The 23,970-nt window shown below is 34.3% G+C and carries 23 protein-coding genes; 12 read left to right on the top strand and 11 right to left on the bottom strand.

Annotation, left to right across the window (positions count from 1 at the left end):
• Positions 1 to 74: 74 nt before the first annotated feature.
• The 6 genes from porN to topA all read right to left on the bottom strand — a co-directional run bounded on the left by porN (position 75) and on the right by topA (position 8,597).
• Positions 75 to 965 carry a type IX secretion system ring subunit PorN/GldN gene (gene porN / locus ACFX5F_RS02525; protein ID WP_073204763.1) on the bottom strand — a complete coding sequence of 297 codons (891 nt, stop codon included), beginning with the start codon at positions 963 to 965 and terminating at the stop codon, positions 75 to 77.
• A gap of 50 nt (positions 966 to 1,015) precedes the next feature.
• On the bottom strand, positions 1,016 to 2,563 hold the full coding sequence (gene porM / locus ACFX5F_RS02520; protein ID WP_073203864.1) for a type IX secretion system motor protein PorM/GldM: 1,548 nt from the start codon (positions 2,561 to 2,563) through the stop codon (positions 1,016 to 1,018).
• 44 nt (positions 2,564 to 2,607) lie between these two features.
• Positions 2,608 to 3,258 carry a type IX secretion system motor protein PorL/GldL gene (gene porL, locus ACFX5F_RS02515; RefSeq protein WP_379849588.1) on the bottom strand — a complete coding sequence of 217 codons (651 nt, stop codon included), beginning with the start codon at positions 3,256 to 3,258 and terminating at the stop codon, positions 2,608 to 2,610.
• Positions 3,259 to 3,306: 48 nt separating this feature from the next.
• On the bottom strand, positions 3,307 to 4,713 hold the full coding sequence (gene porK, locus ACFX5F_RS02510; protein ID WP_379849586.1) for a T9SS ring complex lipoprotein PorK/GldK: 1,407 nt from the start codon (positions 4,711 to 4,713) through the stop codon (positions 3,307 to 3,309).
• A gap of 127 nt (positions 4,714 to 4,840) precedes the next feature.
• Positions 4,841 to 5,992, bottom strand: a complete 1,152-nt coding sequence (locus ACFX5F_RS02505) for a formimidoylglutamase (RefSeq protein ID WP_379849584.1) — start codon at positions 5,990 to 5,992, stop codon at positions 4,841 to 4,843.
• Between the two features lie 76 nt (positions 5,993 to 6,068).
• On the bottom strand, positions 6,069 to 8,597 hold the full coding sequence (topA, locus tag ACFX5F_RS02500) for a type I DNA topoisomerase (RefSeq protein WP_379849582.1): 2,529 nt from the start codon (positions 8,595 to 8,597) through the stop codon (positions 6,069 to 6,071).
• Positions 8,598 to 9,037: 440 nt separating this feature from the next.
• Here topA and miaB point away from each other — a divergent pair, with 440 nt between their 5' ends.
• From miaB to groL, 9 genes are all read left to right on the top strand, one after another.
• The gene (gene miaB / locus ACFX5F_RS02495) at positions 9,038 to 10,483 is read left to right on the top strand and encodes a tRNA (N6-isopentenyl adenosine(37)-C2)-methylthiotransferase MiaB (protein WP_379849580.1); all 1,446 of its coding nucleotides are present in this window, start codon (positions 9,038 to 9,040) and stop codon (positions 10,481 to 10,483) included.
• Positions 10,484 to 10,532: 49 nt separating this feature from the next.
• The gene (locus ACFX5F_RS02490) at positions 10,533 to 10,676 is read left to right on the top strand and encodes a hypothetical protein (protein WP_379849578.1); all 144 of its coding nucleotides are present in this window, start codon (positions 10,533 to 10,535) and stop codon (positions 10,674 to 10,676) included.
• Positions 10,677 to 10,755: 79 nt separating this feature from the next.
• A complete protein-coding gene (locus ACFX5F_RS02485) occupies positions 10,756 to 12,018 on the top strand; it encodes a sigma-54 interaction domain-containing protein (protein ID WP_379849576.1) in 1,263 nt (420 codons plus the stop codon).
• Positions 12,019 to 12,118: 100 nt separating this feature from the next.
• Positions 12,119 to 12,622 (top strand): LptE family protein, encoded by a 504-nt coding sequence (locus tag ACFX5F_RS02480; protein ID WP_379849575.1) that lies wholly within the window; start codon positions 12,119 to 12,121, stop codon positions 12,620 to 12,622.
• A gap of 80 nt (positions 12,623 to 12,702) precedes the next feature.
• A complete protein-coding gene (locus tag ACFX5F_RS02475; protein ID WP_379849573.1) occupies positions 12,703 to 13,560 on the top strand; it encodes a DUF8458 domain-containing protein in 858 nt (285 codons plus the stop codon).
• A gap of 3 nt (positions 13,561 to 13,563) precedes the next feature.
• Positions 13,564 to 13,908 (top strand): preprotein translocase subunit SecG, encoded by a 345-nt coding sequence (secG, locus tag ACFX5F_RS02470; protein ID WP_379849571.1) that lies wholly within the window; start codon positions 13,564 to 13,566, stop codon positions 13,906 to 13,908.
• A gap of 137 nt (positions 13,909 to 14,045) precedes the next feature.
• Positions 14,046 to 14,321, top strand: a complete 276-nt coding sequence (locus tag ACFX5F_RS02465) for a co-chaperone GroES (RefSeq protein ID WP_035670228.1) — start codon at positions 14,046 to 14,048, stop codon at positions 14,319 to 14,321.
• 31 nt (positions 14,322 to 14,352) lie between these two features.
• Positions 14,353 to 14,712 carry a four helix bundle protein gene (locus ACFX5F_RS02460; RefSeq protein WP_379849569.1) on the top strand — a complete coding sequence of 120 codons (360 nt, stop codon included), beginning with the start codon at positions 14,353 to 14,355 and terminating at the stop codon, positions 14,710 to 14,712.
• Between the two features lie 76 nt (positions 14,713 to 14,788).
• Positions 14,789 to 16,417 (top strand): chaperonin GroEL, encoded by a 1,629-nt coding sequence (gene groL / locus ACFX5F_RS02455; protein ID WP_103998812.1) that lies wholly within the window; start codon positions 14,789 to 14,791, stop codon positions 16,415 to 16,417.
• Positions 16,418 to 16,493: 76 nt separating this feature from the next.
• Here groL and ACFX5F_RS02450 read toward each other — a convergent pair whose 3' ends face one another.
• The 5 genes from ACFX5F_RS02450 to xrtF form a co-directional block, all read right to left on the bottom strand.
• On the bottom strand, positions 16,494 to 17,174 hold the full coding sequence (locus tag ACFX5F_RS02450) for a DedA family protein (RefSeq protein WP_379849567.1): 681 nt from the start codon (positions 17,172 to 17,174) through the stop codon (positions 16,494 to 16,496).
• 241 nt (positions 17,175 to 17,415) lie between these two features.
• Positions 17,416 to 18,771: an MBL fold metallo-hydrolase RNA specificity domain-containing protein gene (locus ACFX5F_RS02445; RefSeq protein ID WP_379849565.1), complete on the bottom strand. Its 1,356-nt coding sequence runs from the start codon at positions 18,769 to 18,771 to the stop codon at positions 17,416 to 17,418.
• 40 nt (positions 18,772 to 18,811) lie between these two features.
• Positions 18,812 to 19,642 (bottom strand): ATP cone domain-containing protein, encoded by an 831-nt coding sequence (locus tag ACFX5F_RS02440; RefSeq protein ID WP_379849563.1) that lies wholly within the window; start codon positions 19,640 to 19,642, stop codon positions 18,812 to 18,814.
• A 60-nt stretch (positions 19,643 to 19,702) separates the two neighbouring features.
• Entirely contained in the window at positions 19,703 to 20,143 is a 441-nt protein-coding gene (locus ACFX5F_RS02435) for an exosortase F system-associated membrane protein (protein ID WP_379849561.1), read from the bottom strand.
• On the bottom strand, positions 20,124 to 20,669 hold the full coding sequence (xrtF, locus tag ACFX5F_RS02430) for an exosortase family protein XrtF (RefSeq protein ID WP_379849559.1): 546 nt from the start codon (positions 20,667 to 20,669) through the stop codon (positions 20,124 to 20,126). The genes ACFX5F_RS02435 and xrtF overlap by 20 nt, the downstream gene beginning before the upstream one ends.
• A 76-nt stretch (positions 20,670 to 20,745) precedes the next feature.
• Between xrtF and ACFX5F_RS02425 the strand changes: the two genes are divergently transcribed.
• From ACFX5F_RS02425 to ACFX5F_RS02415, 3 genes are all read left to right on the top strand, one after another.
• On the top strand, positions 20,746 to 21,207 hold the full coding sequence (locus ACFX5F_RS02425) for a GAF domain-containing protein (protein WP_379849557.1): 462 nt from the start codon (positions 20,746 to 20,748) through the stop codon (positions 21,205 to 21,207).
• A 128-nt stretch (positions 21,208 to 21,335) separates the two neighbouring features.
• Positions 21,336 to 21,602: a 30S ribosomal protein S15 gene (rpsO, locus tag ACFX5F_RS02420; protein ID WP_073203920.1), complete on the top strand. Its 267-nt coding sequence runs from the start codon at positions 21,336 to 21,338 to the stop codon at positions 21,600 to 21,602.
• A gap of 150 nt (positions 21,603 to 21,752) precedes the next feature.
• Positions 21,753 to 23,894, top strand: a complete 2,142-nt coding sequence (locus ACFX5F_RS02415) for a polyribonucleotide nucleotidyltransferase (RefSeq protein ID WP_379849555.1) — start codon at positions 21,753 to 21,755, stop codon at positions 23,892 to 23,894.
• Positions 23,895 to 23,970 lie beyond the last annotated feature (76 nt).

Below are 23,970 nucleotides of genomic sequence, written 5' to 3'. Positions count from 1 at the left end.
CAAAGGTAAGATTATTAAAATAAAAAAACTCTTACCGTTATAGCAAGAGTTCCTTTAATATTAAAATATGACAATTAGTAATTCCACATATCTTGTTCAAAATTTCGAATTTTTTCTTTTACTCTTTCCGATTCTAGTAATTGATTCTGAGCATTATCTTTCATGTAATCTTTAATCGCTCTATCTCCATAGATGTTTTCCTCTTTGTAGATTGTACTATTAAAACGCCTTGAATTCAAAATTTGATCGAAAGAAACCGGCATAGCAGAATTTTTATCATTGAAAGCTTTCGCTTCATGCAAAACTTCTCTAGCCGCAGGGAAAAATATCCAAAACAATTCGATATAATCTTTCTCATCGCTATTCATAGTATAAACATCCGGTGTAACAGGACAAATACCTAACAAACGATATTTCAATTCACTTTGACGTTTATCAAAATACCAATATCCTTTGATTTTATATTGAGTAACATCCTGTGCGGTTAAATCTTGTTTCAAGATATTCTCAGCCGCTACTGCTTGACCAGCATTTATTTGTTCTCTACCAACATCGGTAGTGTCAATACGGGAAAGAGAACCTTGAATGTCTTTAAGTGATTTTTTAGTATTAAAATAACTATCGGTATAAACTTCAGTAATTTTACCATTTTTCATTGCTTTTGTCAATACATCGTATAAAGAACGTCTATCAGAACCAATATTTGCGGTATCAATTGGGAAATACAATGAAAAATTAATCTTCTCACTTAAATCAATAATTTCCCAAGTTGTTTTACCCATCAATACATCTCTATCGTGAACATAACCGTATGCCAAAGGCTTGTCATTATCCGAAATAAGTTGCGCAGCGGTTTTTAGGCCAATTTGATCTGGTGTTTTAGCATTCAGCAAATTAGATTGTGCTACAGATGTAAAACTCCACGTGACAGAGATAATAGCTATTAAAAAATTTCTTACATTCATCATTATATCATAATAAGTTATTGAAGTATGTTTTGCTTAAAACGTACTTGCTATTGTATTTCAAAAATTACCGGAGCCGTTCTAGGCAATAAATAACTACCTGCTCCAACAAGTTTAGTTTTAATTTCAGAAATAGTTACCTGATCACCTCTTCCTACTTTAGAAAGAACTGCTTTACATTGCGCATTTAACTTGTTACCGGGAACTACTACAGTAGGTTGACCAGTAACTTTAAAATTAAATCCAACTACATTTAATCCAACTTCAAAATCAAAATCTACCAATTTGGCTCCGATTGTTGCAATTTCTAAGTTTGATTTAGGACCTTTGACCACTCCCATTTCTCCTCTGATTGTTCCAGCAGGACCCGGAATACCTTTAATTCTAAACGATTTTTTATCCGATACTTTAGAACCGTCAGGAAGCGTAGCAGTAACATTAATAACTGTTTCTGTTCCTCCGCCTGGACTCATGTTATATTTTCCTCCACCAGCAGAACTTAAACCTGGCGCAGAAGCTGATACTTTATCAGCTGAAACCCCGGCAAAAGAAATTGTCATAGGATTTACAACACCTCTATAAACCACATTCATTTTATCAGCAGAGATTGTAGCTGATTTTGGTCTTGCTACAACAACGTATTTATCTTTGATCGGTAAACTTACAACCTTACCGTTTTCGTCAAAATTGAAAGAACCGCCTATTGGATGCTCGCCAATGCTTCCCGCTCCGAAAGAGAAATTAGCCTGACCTGCTTGAGCCGCAACACTTGAACCATTTACAATTACTGATTTAGCTTTTAACGATGGATCAAATTTACCTAAAATAATTTTTCCTTTAACTGCTTCACCTTGAAAGAAAACAGATTTTTCAAGAACTACTATCGGTTGGTACGCTGTAAGAGAAGCTGCCGCAACCAAGTCTGATTGAAACATCCCTGTCATAACATCACTTTCAGTAGTTTTTATATCTGCCTGTAATTGAGACAATTTTGTAATTGTAGCAATAAGTGGGTATCCTTTGTAATTGTAATCTATCCAATCTAATTTCGCACCTGCTTTTTCAGAATAAACTGGCTTTGTCGCAAATCTAGCTTCGATTTTTTTCATCTCTGATTCGGCAACTGAGCTTCCTCCAATTTGTTTGATTTGAACAGAATAATTATTTACTTTATCCAAAAACTCCTGACCTTGCTTAGAAACTCTGTCTCCTGTAAAAAACATTCTGTCAATTAAATCTCCCTTATCCATTTGTTCGTAAGGCAAATTTCCTTCTGCATCTCTCACGAATTTTTTAGTAACGGTCGTTTTAATGTTTTCTATGTAATCATTAAACTCTTTAGATACTGCTCTAATCTTCTCTACTTTAGCTTTTTTATCGCCAAATTGACCAGGCTGATCCACCGCTTTTTGAGACAATTGCTCAAAAGAAGATTGATTTCTTGTATCTGTTATAGAGTTAGACTCTACTATTTTATTATTCAAAATTCCAAAGGCGGATAACACTTCTTTGGACATATTTAATGCTAACATCGCGATAAAAACCAAGTACATTAGGTTTATCATCTTCTGTCTAGGGGTTAGTTTTCCTCCTGCCATATTTTCTACTAATTAGTTTATTATTTTATATAGTTTGAAACTAATTATCCTTTGTTATTCATTGCAGAAAGCATTCCGCCGTATACATTATTTAATGATGACAGGTTAGATGTCAAAGACTGCATTTGGTCTTTCAATTTTAAATTATTCTCAGCAACTTCTTCATTTATTTGTGCATTTCTTGAAGCGCTTTGTAACTGAATTTTATATAAACTATTTAAAGATTCCATTTGGGCTGCTGCCAAAGTCAACTCTTCACTGTATTTTTTAGTTGAATTAATCGAATCTACAGTTGGAGCAATCCCTTTTGCAGCTGATTCGAAATTTTTAATACTGCTACCTAAACTAGCCATTAATTCACCATCAATTTTAGCGTCTTTTAGCATTGCATCTAATTTTTGAGATAACAATCCTTGAGCATCAGAAGGAGTTTCTATTTTAGCTTTTTTTGGACCTGCAGATTTACCATTTGCAAGTTCCGGATATACTAAAGTCCAGTCTAAATCGTCATCAACTGGCTCAAATGCAGAAAGTGCAAAAATCGCTGCCTCAACTACCAATCCAATGGTTAACATTAAATTTCCTGTTATAACTCCAAATTCGATATGAGTTATTTTAAATAATGCACCAATGATAACAACTGCTGCTCCCATCCCGTATGCGAAATTCATTTGTTTTTTGCTTAGTAATCCCATGATATTGTTTTTTAGGTTTATTTGATAGATCGATTTGGTCTCTTTATTTTATTTTGCTTTTTTACCGTTTCCAGTAGTCTGTAATCCCATGTAATCTTGAACAGTTCTAAATCCGATAAAACTTCTTGCAGAATCTGCATATTCAAAATCTCTAGTACTTACTTGTAGGAAGTAAGAAACATCTTTCCATGAACCGCCACGAACAACTTTACGTTTATTCGAAGCATCTAATACATTTGGATTCATTGAAGAAACATATTCGTAGGCGTTTGGATCATAAGATGAATCGGTCCATTCAGAAACATTTCCTGCCATGTTATACAAATTATAACCATTTGGCTCGTATGATTTTGCTTCTACAGTATACAAAGCTTGATCTGCTGCGTAATCTCCTCTGTTTGGTTTAAAATTAGCAAGAAAACAACCCCTGTCATTTTTAGTATAAGGACCTCCCCAAGGATAGGTAGCAGACTCTAATCCACCTCTTGCCGAATATTCCCATTCTGCTTCAGTAGGTAATCTAAAAGAATTTATCAAATCATGACCTTTCTTTTTAGATTTTATGTAGGTGTTTTTATTTAGGGTTCTCCAAGCGCAAAAAGCTTTTGCCTGTGTCCATTTAACTCCTACAACTGGATAATCGCCATATGCTTTATGCCAAAAATAGTCATTGTGCATTGGTTCATTGTATGAGTAAGCAAAATCTTTGATCCAAACAGTTGTGTCTGGGTACACATTCACTTCTTCCGTTTTTATAAAATCTTTTCTTTTTCCAACTTTTGCTTTGGCAGCAGCCTGAATATCCATCCAAGAATAGCGGAATTTTAATTTATTCACGTCAATGGTACGCAATCCATTATAAGAAGCTTCTATAGGCAAATACATAGAATCCATCACTTCAGTATAGTACTCATCCGGATACAACTTAGTATCTTTAATTAGTTTTACTTTTTTGTTCAGTTTTCTACCGGCGTAGGGATCATCAGCAGTACCGACACTATAATAGTTATCATACATGTATTTATCATAAGCCGTCATTTTTTCAGGATCTGAATCGTTAAAAGCAAAATCACCAATACTACCGGCATTTTTACCTTTTCCTTTTCCATCACCTGCTTTTTGCCCACTTTCGTCAGCAAGAATTGCCAAACGAACTCTCATCGTTGAATCTTTTACCCATTCTACAAATTGGCGGTATTCACTATTGGTGATTTCAGTTTCGTCCATGTAAAAAGAGCGAACAGTAACTGTTTTTGTTGGAGCATCTTCAACATCAGCTAAATCATCATCTGATTTACCCATAATAAAAGCGCCTCCTGGAACTAAAGTCATTCCATAAGGTTTTTCAGGATGCCATTTTCCTCCATTAACACCAACTAGTTCTCCTTTGTCGCCTGATTTACCACAGCCAATTAATAGGGTCAATATTGCCGTAAATGCAATGAACTTCTTCATATAAATTTGGATTATCTATTCATTATTTTTAAGTGTGTAAACCTATTTATTATTTATTTAAAAAACAATCTTTTCTTACTAAACAACATGTTTTTTATAAAATATCATTAATAAAGCCCCAAAAAACCTATAATATATTTTTCCTTTGTGCTTTCCACCACCTTTCTGGTAATTCTTGATTGCATGCCAATAAATACTCATCGTAGGAACATGGTAATAACGTATTTCTTTTTAGTTTATTATTACCGTTTGAAATAAAAGGAATCTCTATCCACCAGCGGTCCGTTTTGTCACTTTTGTAAAAAACAAGTTCTTCCTCTTCTAATGGAACTATGTATTTAATGTACTTCTCTCTGCTTCCATAAGGATACTCATTGGAACGATAATGAAACCCTTCAATAAAATACCAAATTATTTGCGCTATTATAACCGATTCCTGCGTTGAATTATTATGATTAAATATTCCAAAAGAAGTCACTTTATCACTTATTCCTGCATATCTGGATAACGAACAAATCTCTTTTCCATTAAAACCATTCGGTGCAAACGAAATAAAATTCCCTGAATCAGATGATTTAACAGAATGCAAATCAATACTCACTAAATCTGCGTCCCTAAAAACAGGTTCCGAAAGAGAAATATTATTAGAAATCTCTCCCAACCTGTACGCATCAAAAAATAATTTTTCTATCAAATCTATTTCTTCTTGCGAATTGAAATAGGTTTGATAACCGATATTACAATAGTTAAAAAGATTATTAGGTTCGTCAACTATTATTTTAGTCAAATAAGAAGAAGCTGAAACCTCCTCTTCATCCTTGCCAAAATCAAATCTATTGTCGATAGAAACTAAATTGACCATCTGTTCTAAATCATCATAAGCTCTATAAAGTGCATAAGTCAAATCTTGAGAACCCCCAATAACTATAGGAGTAATTTTTTTCTTGATTAAACTTGCCACAACTTTCTTTAGTGCAAAATAAGTATCAGCAGATGAATTCCCTGCAAGAATATCACCTAAATCAGCAATTGAGGCAGCCCAGTTCCCTGGAAATAATCCGTACAACTCTTTCCTCAGTGGTATTAAATCAACATCAGAAATAGCATTTCTCTCTCCTCTATTTTCTAAAACGCCTATTACGGCAATTTTAATCTTGTTTAAATCCGGAAATTGCTCTTTTGTATGCAAAACAATTTTGCTTCCCAATTGCTGAGAAGTCAATCCACTTATGTAATCAAGGATTTCATTATCTACTGGTTTTAGAAAATCAAATTCCATTTTATTTCTTTTTATCCGCTCCCTGACTCTTTCGCCTAGGCAAAAGAGAAATGAAAATGGAATTAGTTATTGTTTATTACTTTTTTACCGCTGGTTTCTTAACTGCTGGTTTCTTTGCTACAGCTTTCTTTGCTGGCGTTTTTTTAGCTGCTACTTTTTTAGCAGGCGTTTTCTTAGCAATCATTTCCTGAACCTCAGCTAATGTCAATTTTGTTGCATCAACATCCTTACTCAATTCAATTTTGATTTTTCCTTTGGTGATTACTGAACGTCCCCAACGGGCTTTTTCAACTAAGATTCCTTCGTCTTTCCAATTGTGTAAAACCTTATCAATATTTTTCTGCAATTTATCTTCAATCAAAGCTTCAATATCAGCTTGAGACAAATTATCAAAATCATATTTCTTACTTACATTTATAAACAATCCGTCCCATTTGATAAAAGGACCAAAACGACCTACCCCTTTTTGAACGCCTTCACCTTTATAAACCGCAATCGGAGCATCAGCTAATGCTTTTTCGTCGATTAATTCTTTTGCTCTTTCTAAATCTACATCCAAAGGGTTTTCGCCTTTTGGCAAAGAAACAAAAGCCGCTCCGTGCCGAATGTAAGGACCAAAACGACCATTACTTACCTCAACTTCGTCTCCTTTATATTCTCCAAGATTTTTTGGCAACAAAAATAAATTTAAAGTTTCCTCTAAAGTTATATTTCCAATATTTTGATCCGCCATTAAACTGGCAAATTTTTTCTCTTCATCATCTGCAGCCCCAATTTGAGCCATTGGTCCAAACTTTCCTAAACGTACCGAAACTGGCTTACCGGTTTTTGGGTCCGTTCCTAGAATTCTTTCGCCACTTTCTCTTTCTGCATTGGCTTCGACATCTTTTACCGTTGGGTGAAATTTATCGTAAAACTCCTGCATCATTTTTGTCCATTCAATATTTCCTTCGGCAATTTCATCAAAATCTTGTTCGACTTTTGCCGTGAAATTATAGTCCAAAATATTTCCGAAATTCTTCACCAAGAAATCTGTAACAATAGTTCCAATATCTGTAGGAACTAATTTCCCTTTATCAGAACCGGTATTTTCTTTCAGCAACTTCTCTCCTACTTTCCCAGATTGTAGAGTCAATTGCGTATAATTGCGTTCTTGTCCGTCAAGATTTCCTTTCTCCACATAATTCCTGTTGATAATCGTAGAAATCGTTGGCGCATAAGTAGAAGGACGACCGATTCCCAATTCTTCTAATTTTTTTACCAAAGAAGCCTCCGTATATCTTGCAGCTGCACGAGAATATCTTTCCGTAGCCGTGATGTAATTGTTTCCTAATTTTTCGTTGACTTTCATCGCTGGCAACATACCTTCTTGTTCCTCTTCATCGTCATCATGACCTTCCAAATACACTTTCAAGAAACCTTCAAAAAGCAATACTTCTCCAGATGCCGTGAAAATTTCACCGTGATTATTAGCTTCAATTTTTACGTTTGTACGCTCTAATTGCGCATCACTCATTTGCGAAGCCAAGGTTCTTTTCCAAATCAAATCATACAAACGCGCTTGATCTCTGTCTATATTTACGGTGTGACGTGACATATCCGTAGGACGAATTGCCTCGTGGGCTTCCTGTGCTCCTTTACTTTTATTGACAAAAGTTCGAGGTTTAGAAAATTCTTTTCCGTAGGATTTGATAATTTCAGCTTCGGCAGCTTCCATTGCATCTTTAGACAAATTCACACTATCCGTTCTCATATAAGTGATAAGTCCAGCTTCGTATAAACGTTGTGCGAGTTGCATGGTAATTCCAACAGGCAAATACAATTTACGAGCGGCTTCTTGTTGCAAAGTCGAAGTTGTAAATGGACCAGTTGGTGATTTTTTGGTAGGTTTAGTTTCTAAATCCGCTACCTTATATGTAGAACCGGTATTTTTATTTAAAAAATCTTCGGCTTCTTTTTTTGTATTGAAATTTTTTGGAAGTTTTGCTTTGAATGCTTTCCCAGCTTCGTTAGTGAATTCTGCTACAATAGAATACGTAGCCACGGCTTTGAAATTCTGAATTTCTCTTTCCCGTTCCACAATCAAACGAACGGAAACCGATTGTACACGTCCAGCAGAAAGTCCCCCTTTTATTTTTCTCCAAAGTACGGGTGACAATTCATAACCAACCAATCGGTCTAAAACACGACGTGCTTGCTGTGCATTGACTAAATTATAATCGATTTCACGTGGATTATCAATCGCTTTTAAAATTGCTGTCTTCGTAATTTCGTGAAAAACTATACGTTTTGTTTTCTTTTTGTCTAATTTTAATTCTTCGGCAAGATGCCAAGAAATGGCTTCACCCTCGCGATCCTCATCACTTGCTAACCAAACCATTTCGGCATTTTTGGCTAATCCTCTTAATTTGGTAACCAATGCTTTTTTATCAGCAGAAACTTCATATTTAGGTTTGAAACCATTTTCTACATCTACCCCAATTTCTTTGGAAGGTAAGTCGGCAATATGCCCATAACTTGACTCCACTTGGAAATCGCTTCCCAGAAATTTTTCAATTGTTTTTGCCTTTGCAGGTGACTCAACTATAACTAAATTCTTTGCCATGTCCCGATTGTTTATGTCGGCAAAAGTATATGATTTTTTTAAATTTTGAGTTTTTTAAATTTTAAAAGTCAAAATTCTCGTTGAAATGCAGGTTTAAGATGATCTTAATTGAATTGAATTTTGAAGAATTAAATAGCAAATAATAAAAATCTCATCGTACAATTTGTAACAATAATTTTAATTCAAATGCCCTAGCCCCGATTAAAGTGAAAATCCCGGAGTCTCGCTGGCTTACATTTTTTATAACAGCAAAGCGACCAAAGGAAGCTCTTGCGGTTATTTAAAAATGTTGCCCACGAGAGGAAGAATTGTAACGGAAAGCGGGAAATTGCTTTTAAAAATGGAACAGTTTGAAATGACTTAAAACAATGTTAAATCTTCGGCTGACATCTTGTCATATTTATTGAAATTGACTTATCTTTGCACTTTGAAAATATAGGATGGAAAAGATTATTGAAGAAAGCAAACAAGGTGAAAGTCTTGTACTAGAAAATAAACCCGAGAACACGAAGAAACTTTTTATAGAGAGTTACGGTTGCGCGATGAATTTTTCGGACAGCGAAATTGTAGCTTCTATATTATCTGGAAACGGATATAATACGACGCAAATTCTGGAAGAAGCCGATTTAGTTTTGGTGAATACCTGTTCGATTCGGGACAAAGCGGAACAAACTATTCGCAAACGTCTAGAGAAATACAATGCTGTGAAGCGTATTAATCCAAAGATGAAAGTGGGCGTTTTAGGCTGTATGGCGGAACGATTGAAAAGTCAGTTTCTGGAAGAAGAAAAAATTGTAGACCTAGTTGTAGGTCCTGATGCGTATAAAGATTTGCCAAACCTTTTACAAGAAGTCGAAGAAGGACGGGATGCTATTAACGTGATTTTGTCGAAAGACGAAACCTACGGCGATATTTCACCAGTGCGATTGATGAGCAACGGAATTACGGCTTTGGTTTCTATTACGCGTGGTTGCGATAATATGTGTACGTTTTGCGTGGTGCCTTTTACCCGCGGACGCGAACGCAGCCGGGAACCGCAAAGTATCATGAAGGAAATTCAGGATTTGTGGGACAAAGGTTTTAAGGAAATTACGCTTTTGGGCCAGAATGTGGATAGTTATTTATGGTACGGCGGTGGATTGAAAAAAGATTTCGAAAATGCGACCGAAATGCAAAAAGCAACAGCGGTAGATTTTGATCAGTTGTTAGAAATGGTGGCTATTGGTTTTCCAAAAATGAGAATCCGATTTTCGACTTCAAATCCCCAAGACATGCACGAAAGTATTTTGCACGTGATTGCGAAATATCCTAATATATGCAAGCACATTCACTTACCGGTTCAGTCTGGAAGCAACCGAATTTTAAAGGAAATGAATCGTTTGCATACCCGTGAAGAATACATGACTTTGATTGATAAAATCAGATCGATTATTCCAAATGGTTCGATTTCACAAGATATGATTGCTGGTTTTCCAACAGAAACGGAACAAGATCATCAAGACACAATGAGTTTGATGGAATACGTGAAATATAATTTCGGTTATATGTATTCGTATTCTGAACGTCCGGGAACATTGGCAGGAAGAAAAATGGAAGATGATGTTACTGAAGAAACAAAGGCAAGAAGATTGCAGGAAATTGTCGATTTACAACAAAAACATGCTTGGTTGCGCTCTGAAGAATTCATTGGTCAAACCGTAGAAGTTTTGGTAGAAAAAGTTTCCAAAAAATCTAAAGAAGAGTTTTCTGGAAGAAATTCACAAAGTATTACCGTTGTTTTTCCAAAGGAGAATTATAATATAGGAGATTTTGTAAATGTCAAAATTTTGAGTTGTACCAGCGGAACTTTGAAAGGAGAAGCAATTGGGTTTAGTGAAATGAATTAAAAAAATTATCTGAAATTTAAATTCATAACCAAAATTTTAAAAGAGTAAAATGTTAAAAAAAAATATAATAATTGGTTTAGTCACTTTTATAATTGGATTTGGAGCTACATTCTATATCATCAGAACCTATTTCCCAAAACAAAAAGTTGAGAAAACAGTCCCTTTACAAGACACCTTAACCAAACCGCAATAATTATTACGAATCGAATACATTATTTAAACAGCAAAATCAGTTTTAATAATTTGCGAAATTCGTGTAAAATTAAAAATATATGGAATCAGTTCAAGCTATAAAACAACGATTTGAGATTATTGGGAATGACCCAAAGCTCAATCGTGCCATAGAAAAAGCCATTCAAGTTGCTCCTACTGATATTTCGGTACTGGTAGCTGGTGAAAGTGGCGTTGGAAAAGAGAATATTCCTAGAATTATTCATTCGCTTTCTCATAGAAAACATGGAAAATACATTGCTGTAAACTGTGGCGCGATTCCTGAAGGAACTATTGACAGTGAACTTTTTGGACATGAAAAGGGCGCTTTTACGGGTGCAACAAACACACGCGAAGGGTATTTTGAAGTGGCTGACGGTGGAACCATTTTCCTGGATGAAGTTGGTGAATTGCCGTTGACTACTCAAGTACGATTGTTGCGTGTATTAGAAAATGGGGAATTCATAAAAGTTGGTTCTTCTCAGGTGCAAAAAACGGATGTGCGAATTGTAGCTGCTACCAATGTTAATTTATTTAATGCCATCGAAAAAGGAAAATTTCGTGAAGATTTGTATTATCGATTAAGTACCGTAGATATTACTTTGCCTCCGTTGCGAGAGCGAAAAGAAGATATTCATTTGTTATTCAGAAAATTTGCCTCAGATTTTGCGCATAAATACAAAATGCCTCCATTAAAATTAGAAGAGAGTGCTGTTCTTGTTTTGCAAAAATTCCGCTGGAGTGGTAATATTCGTCAGTTGAGAAACGTCGCGGAACAAATTTCAGTATTAGAAACAAACCGCGAAATTTCGGCTGCAACTTTACAATCTTACTTGCCTGCTGAAGGAAGTAATTTGCCATCGGTAATCAAAGACAAGAAAAGCGACAGCGACTTTAGTAACGAAAGAGAAATTTTGTACAAAGTACTTTTTGATATGAAAAGTGACTTGCATGACTTGAAAAAACTTACTTTAGAATTAATGGAAAACGGCAGTTCAAAAGTGCAGGAAACTAATAAAAACTTAATTACAAAAATATACGGATCTAAAGAGAATGACAGCGAAATAGATTTTGAAGAAGAACCAAGAACCGCTTTGATTGCAGCTCAAAATAAAGAAGAACGTTATCAAGAAAATGATGATAACAACTATTTACTTGCAGAAACTGTCGAAGAGGAAGAAGAAATATTGAGATTAGAGCAGAAAGAAATTGAAATGATCAAAAAATCATTGGAAAAAAATAAAGGAAAACGAAAAGCCGCTGCCGATGAATTGGGAATTTCCGAAAGAACTTTATATCGGAAAATAAAACAATTTGATTTGTAGTTATTGTACACCAATCAAATAGACAATAATGTTTTGATTGAAAATGAATATATTTGACCCAAGCGTTAGCGAAGTGGCGAAGCAATTTTTAAAATAGAAAATGAAACACATAAAACTTATTCTTCTTGCAACAATTATATTCAGCATCAACAGTTGCTCTGTTTATAACTTCACAGGAACAGGAAAAATTGATGCAAAAACTTTTCAAGTCAATTTTTTTCAAAATAACGCGGAACTGATTGAGCCTGGAATAGACCGAACTTTTACACTTGCTTTACAAGACATAATCCAAAATCAAACTAATTTAAATTTGGTTAAAAACGGAGCTGATTTAACGTACGAAGGAGAAATTGTAGATTACAGGATAAGCCCAATGACGGCAACAGCCGACCAAAAAGCGGCTCAAAACCGTTTGAAAATAAGAGTAAATGTTCGATTTTCCAATAAAAACAAAGAGGTAGATAATTTTGAAAAAACATTTGAGTTTTATTATGATTATCCAGCGGAACAACAATTGGTAGGATCTACATTAAACAGTGCTTTGAAAGAAATTTTTGAAAGAATAACCCAAGATATCTTTAATGAATCTTTAGCTAAATGGTAAATGAGGTGTTGATTCGGTAATTTGTTGATTCGGTTAATCGAGAACAAATAAAAGAATAACCAAACAAACGAATAACCTTTATGAATGTAACTGATTATACTTATCTGATTAATAAACCAAATGCTATCAATGAGAAGCAAACGGCAGCATTGGAAAAAGTACTGGATGAATTCCCTTATTTTCAAAGCGCCAGGGCTTTAACATTAAAAGGACTTTACAACCTAAATAGTTTTAAATATAATTTTGCCCTTAAAGTTACGGCAGCACATACCACCGACAGAACCGTTTTGTTTGATTTTATTACATCAGACACTTTTACTGCAATACAAAAAGATTTTTACGATAAAAAAACAATTGAGCTACACAACATCAATGTAATCGATAGTGAAATAATTATTCACGAAGAAAAATTGGAGTACAAAACAAATACTTTAGAGCAATCTATTCTTACCTCTATAAAAGAAGCTTTACCAATAGAATCTGATGATACAGCTAAGATATTTGAAGAAAAATTAGCCATTGGCCAACCTTTGGATTTTTCTGTAAATGAAAAACATTCTTTCCAAGAATGGTTACAATTATCCCGAACACTCCCAATTGATCGAGAAACCGAAAATACGATTAGTCCTAAAACGTTACCAATAGACGACAACAAAAAGAAAAAAGCGGAGCTAATTGACAAGTTTATAGAAACCAGCCCAAAGATTCCGCCTGTAAAATACGGCGTGACATCCACAGTGACTTTCGACCTAAATAAAGATGACAATTCATACCTCATGACCGAGACTTTAGCAAGAGTATATTTGGAACAAAAAAAATATCTAAAAGCGATTCAAGCTTATCAAATATTAATTTTGAAATATCCAGAAAAAAGTAGTTTCTTTGCAGACCGTATCTCAGATATTAAGATTTTACAACAAAATAATTATAACAATTAAGCAATGAGCACATTTTCAATTTTTTTAGTTTTAATAACTATCGTTTGTTTCCTATTAATCGTAGTAATAATGGTTCAAAACCCTAAAGGCGGCGGATTATCTTCTACAGTAGGTGGTTCACAAATGCTAGGTGGTGTACAAAAAACAACTGATTTTTTAGACAAAAGTACTTGGACACTTGCTACTATTTTAATTGTATTGATACTTCTTTCAAGCTTAAGCTTTACAGGAGCATTAAGTGATAATGATTCAAAAATTATTGAGCCAACAGAAACTACTGCACCAACAACTGCTGCACCAACTTCTCCAGTTCAAAACACACCTGCTGCGACAAATCCAGCAAAATAAATTATTACACCTTATTCTAAATGCCAGCCTGTCAAAGCTGGCATTTTTTATAAGAAAATATGTCAGTTTAAATAGGTTGGCATAATTTCTGAAATCTTATAAGCAATCGTTAAAAAAAACAATTAAAAAATAAAATCATGGCTTTAAACATTAAACCACTTTCAGACAGAGTTCTTATCGAACCAGTTGCTGCTGAAACCAAAACTGCGTCAGGGATCTTTATTCCGGATACCGCCAAAGAAAAACCACAAAAGGGAACTGTAGTTGCTGTAGGGAATGGCACAAAAGATCATACAATGACAGTTAAAATTGGAGATTCAGTTCTTTATGGGAAATATGCTGGTACGGAATTAAAACTGGAAGGAAAAGATTATTTGATAATGAGAGAAGATGATATTTTAGCAATCATATAGCTTTAAGCTATAGGCAATAAGCTTTAAGCAAATGAGAGACTTCAAAAAATATGAGGTTTGGCAACAAAGTCACGCTTTTACATTAGAAATATATAAAATTACTTCTGTTTTTTCTAAAGACGAATTATATGGTTTAACCAGTCAAATTCGCAGAGCATCTTCTTCAATTCCAACAAACATTAGTGAAGGATGTGGCAGAAACAGTGACAAAGAATTTAATCAATTTCTTAATATTGCTTTAGGCTCAGCTTGTGAAACAGAATATTTACTGATTCTTTCAAAAGATTTAAAATATATTAACATCGAATTATTTGAGCGTCTCGAAAAAGAGGTTAATATTATAAAAAGTAAAATTTACAAATTAAAATTGGCTTTAAGTCCAAAGCTTTAAGCTAGAAAAACATAATACTAATTGCAGTTCGGTTTTAGCGTAAAGCATAAAGCCTTCTGCGTAAAGCTAAATAAAAATGGCAAAAGATATAAAATTCGATATAGAAGCACGTGACGGATTAAAACGTGGTGTTGATGCATTAGCAAATGCAGTAAAAGTAACACTTGGACCAAAAGGTCGAAATGTAATTATTGGTAAATCTTTCGGAGGTCCAACAGTTACTAAAGATGGTGTTACCGTTGCAAAAGAAATAGAGTTAAAAGATCCATTAGAAAATATGGGCGCTCAAATGGTTAAAGAAGTTGCTTCTAAAACTAATGATTTAGCCGGTGATGGAACAACAACTGCTACTGTTTTAGCTCAAGCGATTGTGAAAGAAGGTTTGAAAAACGTTGCTGCAGGAGCAAATCCAATGGATTTGAAACGAGGTATTGACAAAGCGGTTGAAGCTATTGTTGCTGATTTGGCAAAACAAGCTAAAGTAGTAGGAAGTGATTCTGAAAAAATCAAACAAATTGCTTCAATTTCAGCTAATAATGATGAAGTAATTGGCGAATTAATCGCTGCAGCTTTCGCAAAAGTTGGAAAGGAAGGTGTGATCACTGTGGAAGAAGCCAAAGGAACTGACACTTATGTAGATGTTGTGGAAGGAATGCAATTTGACAGAGGATATCTTTCTCCATACTTTGTTACCAATCCAGAAAAAATGGAAGTGGAATTGGAAAATCCATACATCCTTTTGTATGATAAAAAAGTTTCTTCCTTAAAAGAATTATTACCAGTTCTTGAGCCAGTTGCTCAATCTGGAAAACCATTATTAATTATTGCTGAAGATGTTGATGGGGAAGCATTATCTACATTGGTGGTAAATAAATTACGTGGTGCCTTGAAAATTGCTGCAGTAAAAGCTCCTGGTTTTGGGGACAGAAGAAAAGCAATGCTTGAAGATATTGCAATCTTAACTGGAGGTACTGTAATTTCAGAAGAAAGAGGTTATACTTTAGAGAACACAACTATCGAAATGTTAGGGACTGCTAAAAAAGTGACTATCGATAAAGACAACACGACTATTGTAAGTGGTGCTGGTGAAGCTGATATGATCAAAAATCGTGTCAACCAAATCAAAGGTCAAATGGAAGCTACAACTTCTGATTATGACAAAGAAAAATTACAGGAACGTTTGGCTAAATTAGCTGGTGGAGTTGCTGTTCTTTACGTAGGCGCTGCTTCTGAAGTAGAAATGAAAGAGAAAAAAGACAGAGTTGATGATGCACTTCATGCTACTCGTGCTGCTGTTGAAGAAGGAATTGTTGCTGGAGGTGGTGTTGCTTTACTTAGAGCTAAACTTGTACTAAGCACTATCAAAGCGGACAATGCTGACGAAGCTACAGGAATCCAAATTGTATCTCGTGCTGTAGAATCTCCTTTGAGAACTATTGTTGAAAATGCAGGTCTTGAAGGCTCAGTAGTTGTTGCAAAAGTTGCTGAAGGTTCAGGTGACTTTGGATACAATGCTAAAACTGACGAATACGTTGATATGCTAAAAGCAGGTATTATCGATCCTAAGAAAGTAACTCGTGTTGCTTTAGAAAATGCAGCATCAGTTGCCGGAATGATATTAACTACCGAATGTGCTTTGATTGACATTAAAGAAGATAATGGTGGCGGAAACCCAATGGGTGGAGGTATGCCAGGAATGATGTAATTCACTCCCTTTTTAAAACAAAAAAACTCCGTTTCTCAATTGAAACGGAGTTTTTTTGTTAATAAGTAATGATTGATTATTTTATATGTACTCTTTTCTTCAAAAGCTTAAATAAAACTGGAACAGTAGTAATAAGTACAATAATTATTATAATGTATTCGATATGTTCTTTTAAATCAATTCCAAAATTTTCTAAAAAGACACCATATAAATAATGTCCAGAAAAAATTAAAATAAAAGACCATAGAAAAGAACTTAAAACATTAAAAAACATAAATTTACTTTTATCCATGGACACAATTCCAGCCACGATCGGCGCAAAGGTTCTGAAAATCGGTAAAAAACGCGCAAATATGATTGCTTTCCCGCCATACTTTTCAAAGAAATCTTTCGACTGCAATAGGTATTTTTTCTTGAACCAAAAAGTATCTTCTTTTTTAAATAAATAATACCCGCTTTTTGCTCCAAACCAATAACCAACAGTGTTACCCACAATTCCTGCAGCGGCAACCAACAACGACAATAAAGTAACATTAATAAAATCGCTATCTATCGTAATCATATTTTGGATCAAATCTTTACTGTAAATCCCTGCAAGGAAAAGCAAACTGTCTCCGGGAAGAAAAAAACCGGCAAAAAGACCAGTTTCAGCAAAAATTATAAATAAAACTATATACAAACCTATTTGAACTTCTCCTATTTGAAGGTTGATATAAAATTCCGGATTAAGTAATTGCGTCCAATCAAAATTATTCATAAAAACGATTTGTAATTAAATTTATTGGTCGTGAAAGTAAGAATAATTTAGCTCAACCGCAATTTATTGCTTGACTTTAAAGTTTAATTAACGCTACAAAGCATTCATGCAACCCTATAAACACAATTATAAATACTTTCTAAATCTTATCATTTAAACAAAATTAAAAACCCAAAGTTTTCACTTTGGGTTTCAAAATTATTTTCGCTCATACAGACAACAAGTATGGAGATTTTGATAATCACAATTCAAATTCTTGCCCCATTAAAGGAATTTTGCAATCGAAATGGTATTTTTCATTGATTTTTATGCATAGATCATCAAGTGGTTTGTTTTCACCATGAACTAAAAACACCGTAATAGGTTTATTTTCTAAGGCTGAAAGCCAGCTTAGCAAATCTCTTTGATCTCCGTGAGCGGATAAACTTTCTATTTCCAGTATATTTGCCAATACTTGATAATATTTACCGTGAATTTTAATTTCTTTGGCTCCCTCTAACAATTTTCTTCCACGAGTTCCTTCAGCTTGAAAGCCAATAATGATTACTGTCGTCTCCGGCAAACCTATATATCGTTCTAAATAACTCAGCACTCTCCCCCCTGTAATCATTCCGCTAGCGGCAATAACCACTTTGGGTTGTTTGTCAAATATAGTTGCAATAGTTTCTTGATAATCAGTAATCATCGAAAACATTTTACACATACCAATATATTCATGTTCTGGTAATTTATGCCATTTTCTATTATTTTCAAAAATATCCAAAACACTTATTCCCATTGGTGTATCAATAATATAAGGAATATTGGGAATTCTTTCTTCTTCTTTGAGTTGCCATAATAAATACATGACTGTTTGTGCACGCTCTACGGCAAAACTGGGAATAATGATTGTTCCGCCTTTCGCAACCGTATTATTAATGTACATTTCCAGTTCCGCTTTGACATCCGTATCGGGATGAAGACGATCGCCGTACGTACTTTCCAAAAATATATAATCGCCTCTTTTGGGTTTTGTTGGCGCATACATTAATACATCGTTATCACGACCAATATCTCCAGAAAAAACTAAAACCTTATTTTCAAGTTGCAATTCTATCGTACAAGCTCCCAAGATGTGTCCTGCATTAGAGTAAACTGCAGTAATTTCAGCATCCAATGATATAGCTTCATTTGTTTTAATAACTCTAAAATGCGGGAAAACTTTTTCAGCTTGGGCAACGGTATATAGTGGCTGGGCGATTTCGTGTTTAGAAAATTTTCCTTTATTGGCTGTGCTCGCCTCCTCTTCCTGAATTTTAGCACTGTCTAAAAGAATTAGTTTTGTTATATCTTTTGTTGGACTTGTGCAATAAATTTTGCCTGTAAAACCCTGATCAACTAATCTGGGTAACCAGCCACAATGATCCAAATGTCCGTGAGTCAACAAAACAAAATCTATTGTTGAAGGTAAAATGGGTAATGGCTCCCAATTGAGCTCTCGCAATGGCTTAATACCCTGAAATTGCCCACAGTCTATCAAAATCCTAACACCGTTGCTTTCAATTAATGTTTTCGAACCCGTAACAGTTCCTGCTCCACCAATAAATTTGACTTTCATTTTACCAGATTTAAGATTAAACAAATCAGCAACATCTATTTTAAATGTACCTACATAATTCAGAAGCTTCTTTCAAAACATTCTTTATCCGATTTGAACTCAACCCTATTCTATCTAAAGAATCAGAATTGTTTATTATTTCTTTTACCAATATTACGTCCAAAATCAACAGTTTGTCTTTTTCAGCGAGGGTCAAAGTGGTCAAACAAGTCACCGGATAAAGATTAGCAGTGTCATTTTTTGTTTTTAAATTATTATTCGGGGGATAATTCCAACTTAATAAATTCAATCCGCAACACTTTGCAAAATCAACAGCATCTGAGGTAAACCGATTATTAGTTACAATCCAACATCCTAAAACCGAATCTTTTTGAGTAAAAATAGGATGATGCCTGTCTATAATATCATTATACCGCGATAAGATATACATAGGAACTTTCACATCAGTTGCTGCATCTCGACCAAAATGATATTTACACTCCACCATAGAAATTATTTCATCCTTTTTTATTAAAACATCTATTTCATGAGAGACGCATTTTCCAAACAAAGTCAAATTAGTCACTGTTACATACTGTTCTGCTGCAAAAATCCTGGCAATATATTTTTCGAAGAAAAACCCCGCCGGACCTAGTAAACGGATTGCCTCTCTTAAATTATAACGTGCTGCATGAGAATTAGCTGTTTTTTTTAATAATGCAAATGCCATTTTATAAATCTCTTTAGTTGAAATTCCCTCATAGATTCCACTTTGAATCGATTTAAGAATACTTTCGACTACACTACTACTCGCTCCAGATTTGAGCAACGAAGTTTTGAGTTTATCAGGATTAAAATCTACAATATTTCCAGAATGCTTGACTATCTTCATATCGTTATTTAATTGATAATAAATAAATTACACCAAATAAAGATAACGAAAAAAGACTTCTTATTTTTGTTTTTGATAATAAAATGCGGGAACAAACAACAACAAAAAAATAGGTTGAATTAGAAATCTACGAACATAGAAAAGTGCTAAATTATTATGCCCCTTAACGTAGTAGATGATAAAGAAAAAAGTAATAATTAAGATCATGAAGAAAAAATAATACAGAACAAGGGCAAATTTTACCATTTGAACATCTTTAAATAGCAAATAGATAATCCCTAATGACAGAACGGTATTCATAGTGAAACGGAACAGCAGTCCAAAAAATAATTGAAACGGAATAAAATTAGGCAAGGGTAAATTAGCAAAATCATTTTTGAAATAATCCAAAAAAGGGTCATAAAACAATTTATCTTCAAAAGCTCGGATAAGAATTAACAATCCGACCAAAAAAAGAAATTGAGCTAATCTAATTTTATTACTAAGTATTTTTCGAAGCATATTTTGAAAATTTACGTACCCATATTACCCACAAAATAAAAACCACTCCGTAAATAAACAACGGAAAAAGTACTCCGTGTAAAAACTTCTCCTGTTTTTGAAAATAAAACATCAGCACACATAACAATGCTATTCGAATCACATTTAAAACATAAATAAGCAGGCTTCCGCCGAAAATAAAAAGTAAAGTAGGCTTTAGCTTTCCCGAAAATGACACTACAAAAGAAACAAACAAAATGATCATACTGACCGCATTACAACCTTCAATAATTCGAGCTACATACTTTTGATTAAAAATCAACTTAATAAAGGAATGCGATTGATTCTCCTGAATTTTAAAATTAAAACCAAAAAGATGCAAAAATTGACTTGTATTCGTAGCCACCATTCTAGTTATGGAGTCCAGTTTATTTTCCCCAAAGCTATTTAGATATTCTTGATAAAGAACAGTCAGGACTATGTAAGTAAAAAAAAAGGCAAGCAGAAAAAACAAAAAAGGTTTGTAGAGAATAAAATATTTTTTCAAAATCAATTTTTTAACAAATTTATATAATTTTCGAAACCTGCTTTAAATTACTTTTGTATAAATATAAATAAAAACCATGACATTTCAAGAATTACAACCAAAAATAACCGAAATTACAACAAATACAACTCTTTCAAGAGACGAAAAGCTTTTAACTATTTGCCAACTTTTGAGCGGCTCTATTGACTATTATAACTGGGTAGGATTTTATTTTGCTAATCAGGAAACTAAAACTTTACATCTGGGACCCTATGTGGGAGCAGAAACAGACCATACAGTAATTCCTTTTGGAAAAGGTATATGCGGACAAGTAGCAGTTTCTAATGAGAACTTTGTAGTGCCAGACGTTTCGGCACAAGACAATTACATCGCTTGCAGTTTTACTGTAAAATCAGAAATCGTAGTCCCTCTTTTTGTAAATGGAGAAAATATTGGACAAATAGACATTGACAGTCATGTTATTGATCCATTTACCGAAGCTGACGAAAAATTTTTAGAATTTGTAAATCAGGAAATTGCGAAAATATTTACAGTATAATACGCTGAAAATTAAATTCTTAAAGCTTAGACAAATTTTCTCTTGCCTTTTTAAAAATAAAGATTATCTTTGCACCCGTCTTACAATGGATGTATGACATACATAAAAATCATTAAACAAATATTGGAATGTATTTAACTAAAGAGATTAAAGAAGAAATTTTCGCTAAACACGGAGATGTTACAAACACTGGAAAATCAGAAAGTCAAATTGCTTTGTTCACTTTCAGAATTAGCCACTTAACTGAGCACTTGAAAAAAAATCGTCATGATTATAACACAGAGCGTTCATTAGTATTGCTAGTTGGAAAAAGAAGATCTTTGTTGGATTACTTGAAGAAAACAGAAATCAACAGATATCGTGAGATTATCAAAGTATTGAATATCAGAAAATAATCAATACAAAAGAGGTGCGAAAGTGCCTCTTTTTGTTTTTATATACAATAATAAAAAAAGTTTGGTTTTTCATTGGGTTTTAGGCATTAACTACGCACAACAACAACTACAACACAACTAGAACCCATGTTTAACTAATAAATTAAATTTATGATTCCACAATTATTTGTAGAAAGTATCGATTTAGGTGATGGCAGAAACATCACAATCGAGACAGGTCGTTTAGCCAAACAAGCGGATGGATCTGTAGTAGTAAGAATAGGTAAAACTGTTATTTTAGGAACAGTTGTATCTTCAAGAAAAGCAAGTCCTGGTATCGATTTTCTTCCGCTTACGGTAGATTATCGTGAAAAATTTGCTGCAGCGGGACGTTTCCCAGGTGGTTTCTTTAAGAGAGAAGCAAGACCAAGTGATAACGAAGTATTAACAATGCGTTTAGTTGACCGTGTTTTACGTCCACTTTTTCCAGATGATTACCATGCAGAAGTTCAGGTAATGATCCAATTAATGTCTCATGACGAAGACGTAATGCCAGATGCATTAGCAGGTTTAGCAGCATCAGCAGCTTTAGCTTTGTCTGACATCCCATTTGAAACATTAATCTCTGAAGCTAGAGTTGGTAGAGTTGACGGAAAATTCATTATCAATCCAAGTCGTGCTCAATTAGAATTGTCAGACATCGATATGATGATTGGAGCTTCTATGGATTCTATCGCAATGGTAGAAGGTGAGATGAAAGAAATTTCAGAAGCAGAAATGCTTGAAGCAATAAAATTTGCTCACGAACATATCAAAAATCAAATTTCTGCTCAACTACGTTTACAAGCTGCTTTTGGAAAAAAAGAAACTCGTACTTACGAAGGAGAGAGAGAAGACGAAGCAATTTACGCTAAAGTAAAAGCCGCATCTTACGATATGTGTTACGCTATCGCAAAACAAGGTACAGCCAAACAAGAAAGAACAGCTCAATTTGCAGCAGTAAAAGAAGAAGTAAAAGCGTTATTTACAGAAGAAGAATTGGCTGAAAATGGCGATTTAGTTTCTAAATACTTTTACAAAGCTAACAAAGAAGCAGTTCGTAATGTAACACTAGATTTAGGAACACGTTTAGACGGAAGAAAAACTACAGAAATCAGACCAATCTGGTGTGAAGTAGATTACTTACCATCTGTACACGGATCTGCATTGTTTACACGTGGAGAAACTCAAGCATTGGCAACAGCCACTTTAGGAACCTCTAGAGAAGCAAACCAAATTGACTCTCCATCTCAACAAGGTGAAGAGCGTTTCTACTTACACTATAACTTCCCTCCTTTCTCAACTGGTGAAGCTCGTCCTTTAAGAGGAACTTCAAGAAGAGAAGTTGGTCACGGAAATTTAGCGCAAAGAGCATTAAAAAACATGATTCCTGCTGATTGTCCTTATACAATTCGTGTAGTTTCTGAAGTTTTAGAATCTAACGGTTCATCTTCTATGGCAACAGTTTGTGCTGGAACATTAGCATTAATGGACGCAGGTATCCAAATGATTCGTCCCGTTTCTGGGATTGCAATGGGATTGATTACTGACGGAGAACGTTTTGCAGTATTGTCTGATATTCTTGGTGACGAAGATCACTTAGGAGATATGGACTTTAAAGTAACTGGAACTTCCGAAGGAATTACAGCTTGTCAAATGGACATCAAGATTGACGGATTGAAATATGAGATTATGGAAGCAGCATTGGCGCAAGCTCGTGACGGTCGTTTACATATCCTTGGAAAATTAATTGAAACTTTGGCATCGCCTAAAGAAGATGTTAAAGCGTATGCGCCAAAAATTATTACAAGAAGAATTCCTAATTCATTTATTGGTGCGTTGATTGGACCTGGTGGAAAAGTGATTCAAGAATTACAAAAAACAACAGGAACAACAATTGTTATCAATGAAGACCCAACTACTGAAGAAGGTGTTATTGAAATCTTAGGAACAGATCCTGCTGGAATTGAAGCAGTATTGGCTAAAATCAAGTCAATCACTTTCAAACCACAAATGAATGAAGCCTATGATGTGAAAGTAATCAAAATGCTTGATTTTGGTGCAGTAGTAGAATACTTAGAAGCTCCTGGAAATGAAGTATTACTTCACGTATCTGAGCTTGCATGGGAACGTACTGAAAACGTTTCTGACGTAGTGAAAATGGGTGATGTTTTTCAAGTGAAATACTTAGGTATGGATCCAAAAACAAGAAAAGAAAAAGTGTCAAGAAAAGCACTTTTGCCAAGACCTCCACGTGAGGAAAGAAAAGAGTAATCAGATCTTAGTTTACTAAAGGTTTATTTATAGAAAACCCCAATTCATGAATGTGAATTGGGGTTTTTCGCTTTTA

The sequence above is a fragment of the Flavobacterium zhoui genome (assembly GCF_042787235.1).
Taxonomy (GTDB): Bacteria; Bacteroidota; Bacteroidia; order Flavobacteriales; family Flavobacteriaceae; genus Flavobacterium; species Flavobacterium zhoui.
The sequence above is the reverse complement of the archived record's forward strand: the minus strand, read 5'-3'. Positions and strand labels throughout refer to the sequence as shown.

Coding starts and splice junctions, on each gene's coding strand:
- porN (WP_073204763.1), bottom strand. CDS start 965: ATGAATGTAAGAAATTTTTTAATAGCTATTATCTCTGTCACGTGGAGT.
- porM (WP_073203864.1), bottom strand. CDS start 2,563: ATGGCAGGAGGAAAACTAACCCCTAGACAGAAGATGATAAACCTAATG.
- porL (WP_379849588.1), bottom strand. CDS start 3,258: ATGGGATTACTAAGCAAAAAACAAATGAATTTCGCATACGGGATGGGA.
- porK (WP_379849586.1), bottom strand. CDS start 4,713: ATGAAGAAGTTCATTGCATTTACGGCAATATTGACCCTATTAATTGGC.
- ACFX5F_RS02505 (WP_379849584.1), bottom strand. CDS start 5,992: ATGGAATTTGATTTTCTAAAACCAGTAGATAATGAAATCCTTGATTAC.
- topA (WP_379849582.1), bottom strand. CDS start 8,597: ATGGCAAAGAATTTAGTTATAGTTGAGTCACCTGCAAAGGCAAAAACA.
- miaB (WP_379849580.1), top strand. CDS start 9,038: ATGGAAAAGATTATTGAAGAAAGCAAACAAGGTGAAAGTCTTGTACTA.
- ACFX5F_RS02490 (WP_379849578.1), top strand. CDS start 10,533: ATGTTAAAAAAAAATATAATAATTGGTTTAGTCACTTTTATAATTGGA.
- ACFX5F_RS02485 (WP_379849576.1), top strand. CDS start 10,756: ATGGAATCAGTTCAAGCTATAAAACAACGATTTGAGATTATTGGGAAT.
- ACFX5F_RS02480 (WP_379849575.1), top strand. CDS start 12,119: ATGAAACACATAAAACTTATTCTTCTTGCAACAATTATATTCAGCATC.
- ACFX5F_RS02475 (WP_379849573.1), top strand. CDS start 12,703: ATGAATGTAACTGATTATACTTATCTGATTAATAAACCAAATGCTATC.
- secG (WP_379849571.1), top strand. CDS start 13,564: ATGAGCACATTTTCAATTTTTTTAGTTTTAATAACTATCGTTTGTTTC.
- ACFX5F_RS02465 (WP_035670228.1), top strand. CDS start 14,046: ATGGCTTTAAACATTAAACCACTTTCAGACAGAGTTCTTATCGAACCA.
- ACFX5F_RS02460 (WP_379849569.1), top strand. CDS start 14,353: ATGAGAGACTTCAAAAAATATGAGGTTTGGCAACAAAGTCACGCTTTT.
- groL (WP_103998812.1), top strand. CDS start 14,789: ATGGCAAAAGATATAAAATTCGATATAGAAGCACGTGACGGATTAAAA.
- ACFX5F_RS02450 (WP_379849567.1), bottom strand. CDS start 17,174: ATGAATAATTTTGATTGGACGCAATTACTTAATCCGGAATTTTATATC.
- ACFX5F_RS02445 (WP_379849565.1), bottom strand. CDS start 18,771: ATGAAAGTCAAATTTATTGGTGGAGCAGGAACTGTTACGGGTTCGAAA.
- ACFX5F_RS02440 (WP_379849563.1), bottom strand. CDS start 19,642: ATGAAGATAGTCAAGCATTCTGGAAATATTGTAGATTTTAATCCTGAT.
- ACFX5F_RS02435 (WP_379849561.1), bottom strand. CDS start 20,143: ATGCTTCGAAAAATACTTAGTAATAAAATTAGATTAGCTCAATTTCTT.
- ACFX5F_RS02425 (WP_379849557.1), top strand. CDS start 20,746: ATGACATTTCAAGAATTACAACCAAAAATAACCGAAATTACAACAAAT.
- rpsO (WP_073203920.1), top strand. CDS start 21,336: ATGTATTTAACTAAAGAGATTAAAGAAGAAATTTTCGCTAAACACGGA.
- ACFX5F_RS02415 (WP_379849555.1), top strand. CDS start 21,753: ATGATTCCACAATTATTTGTAGAAAGTATCGATTTAGGTGATGGCAGA.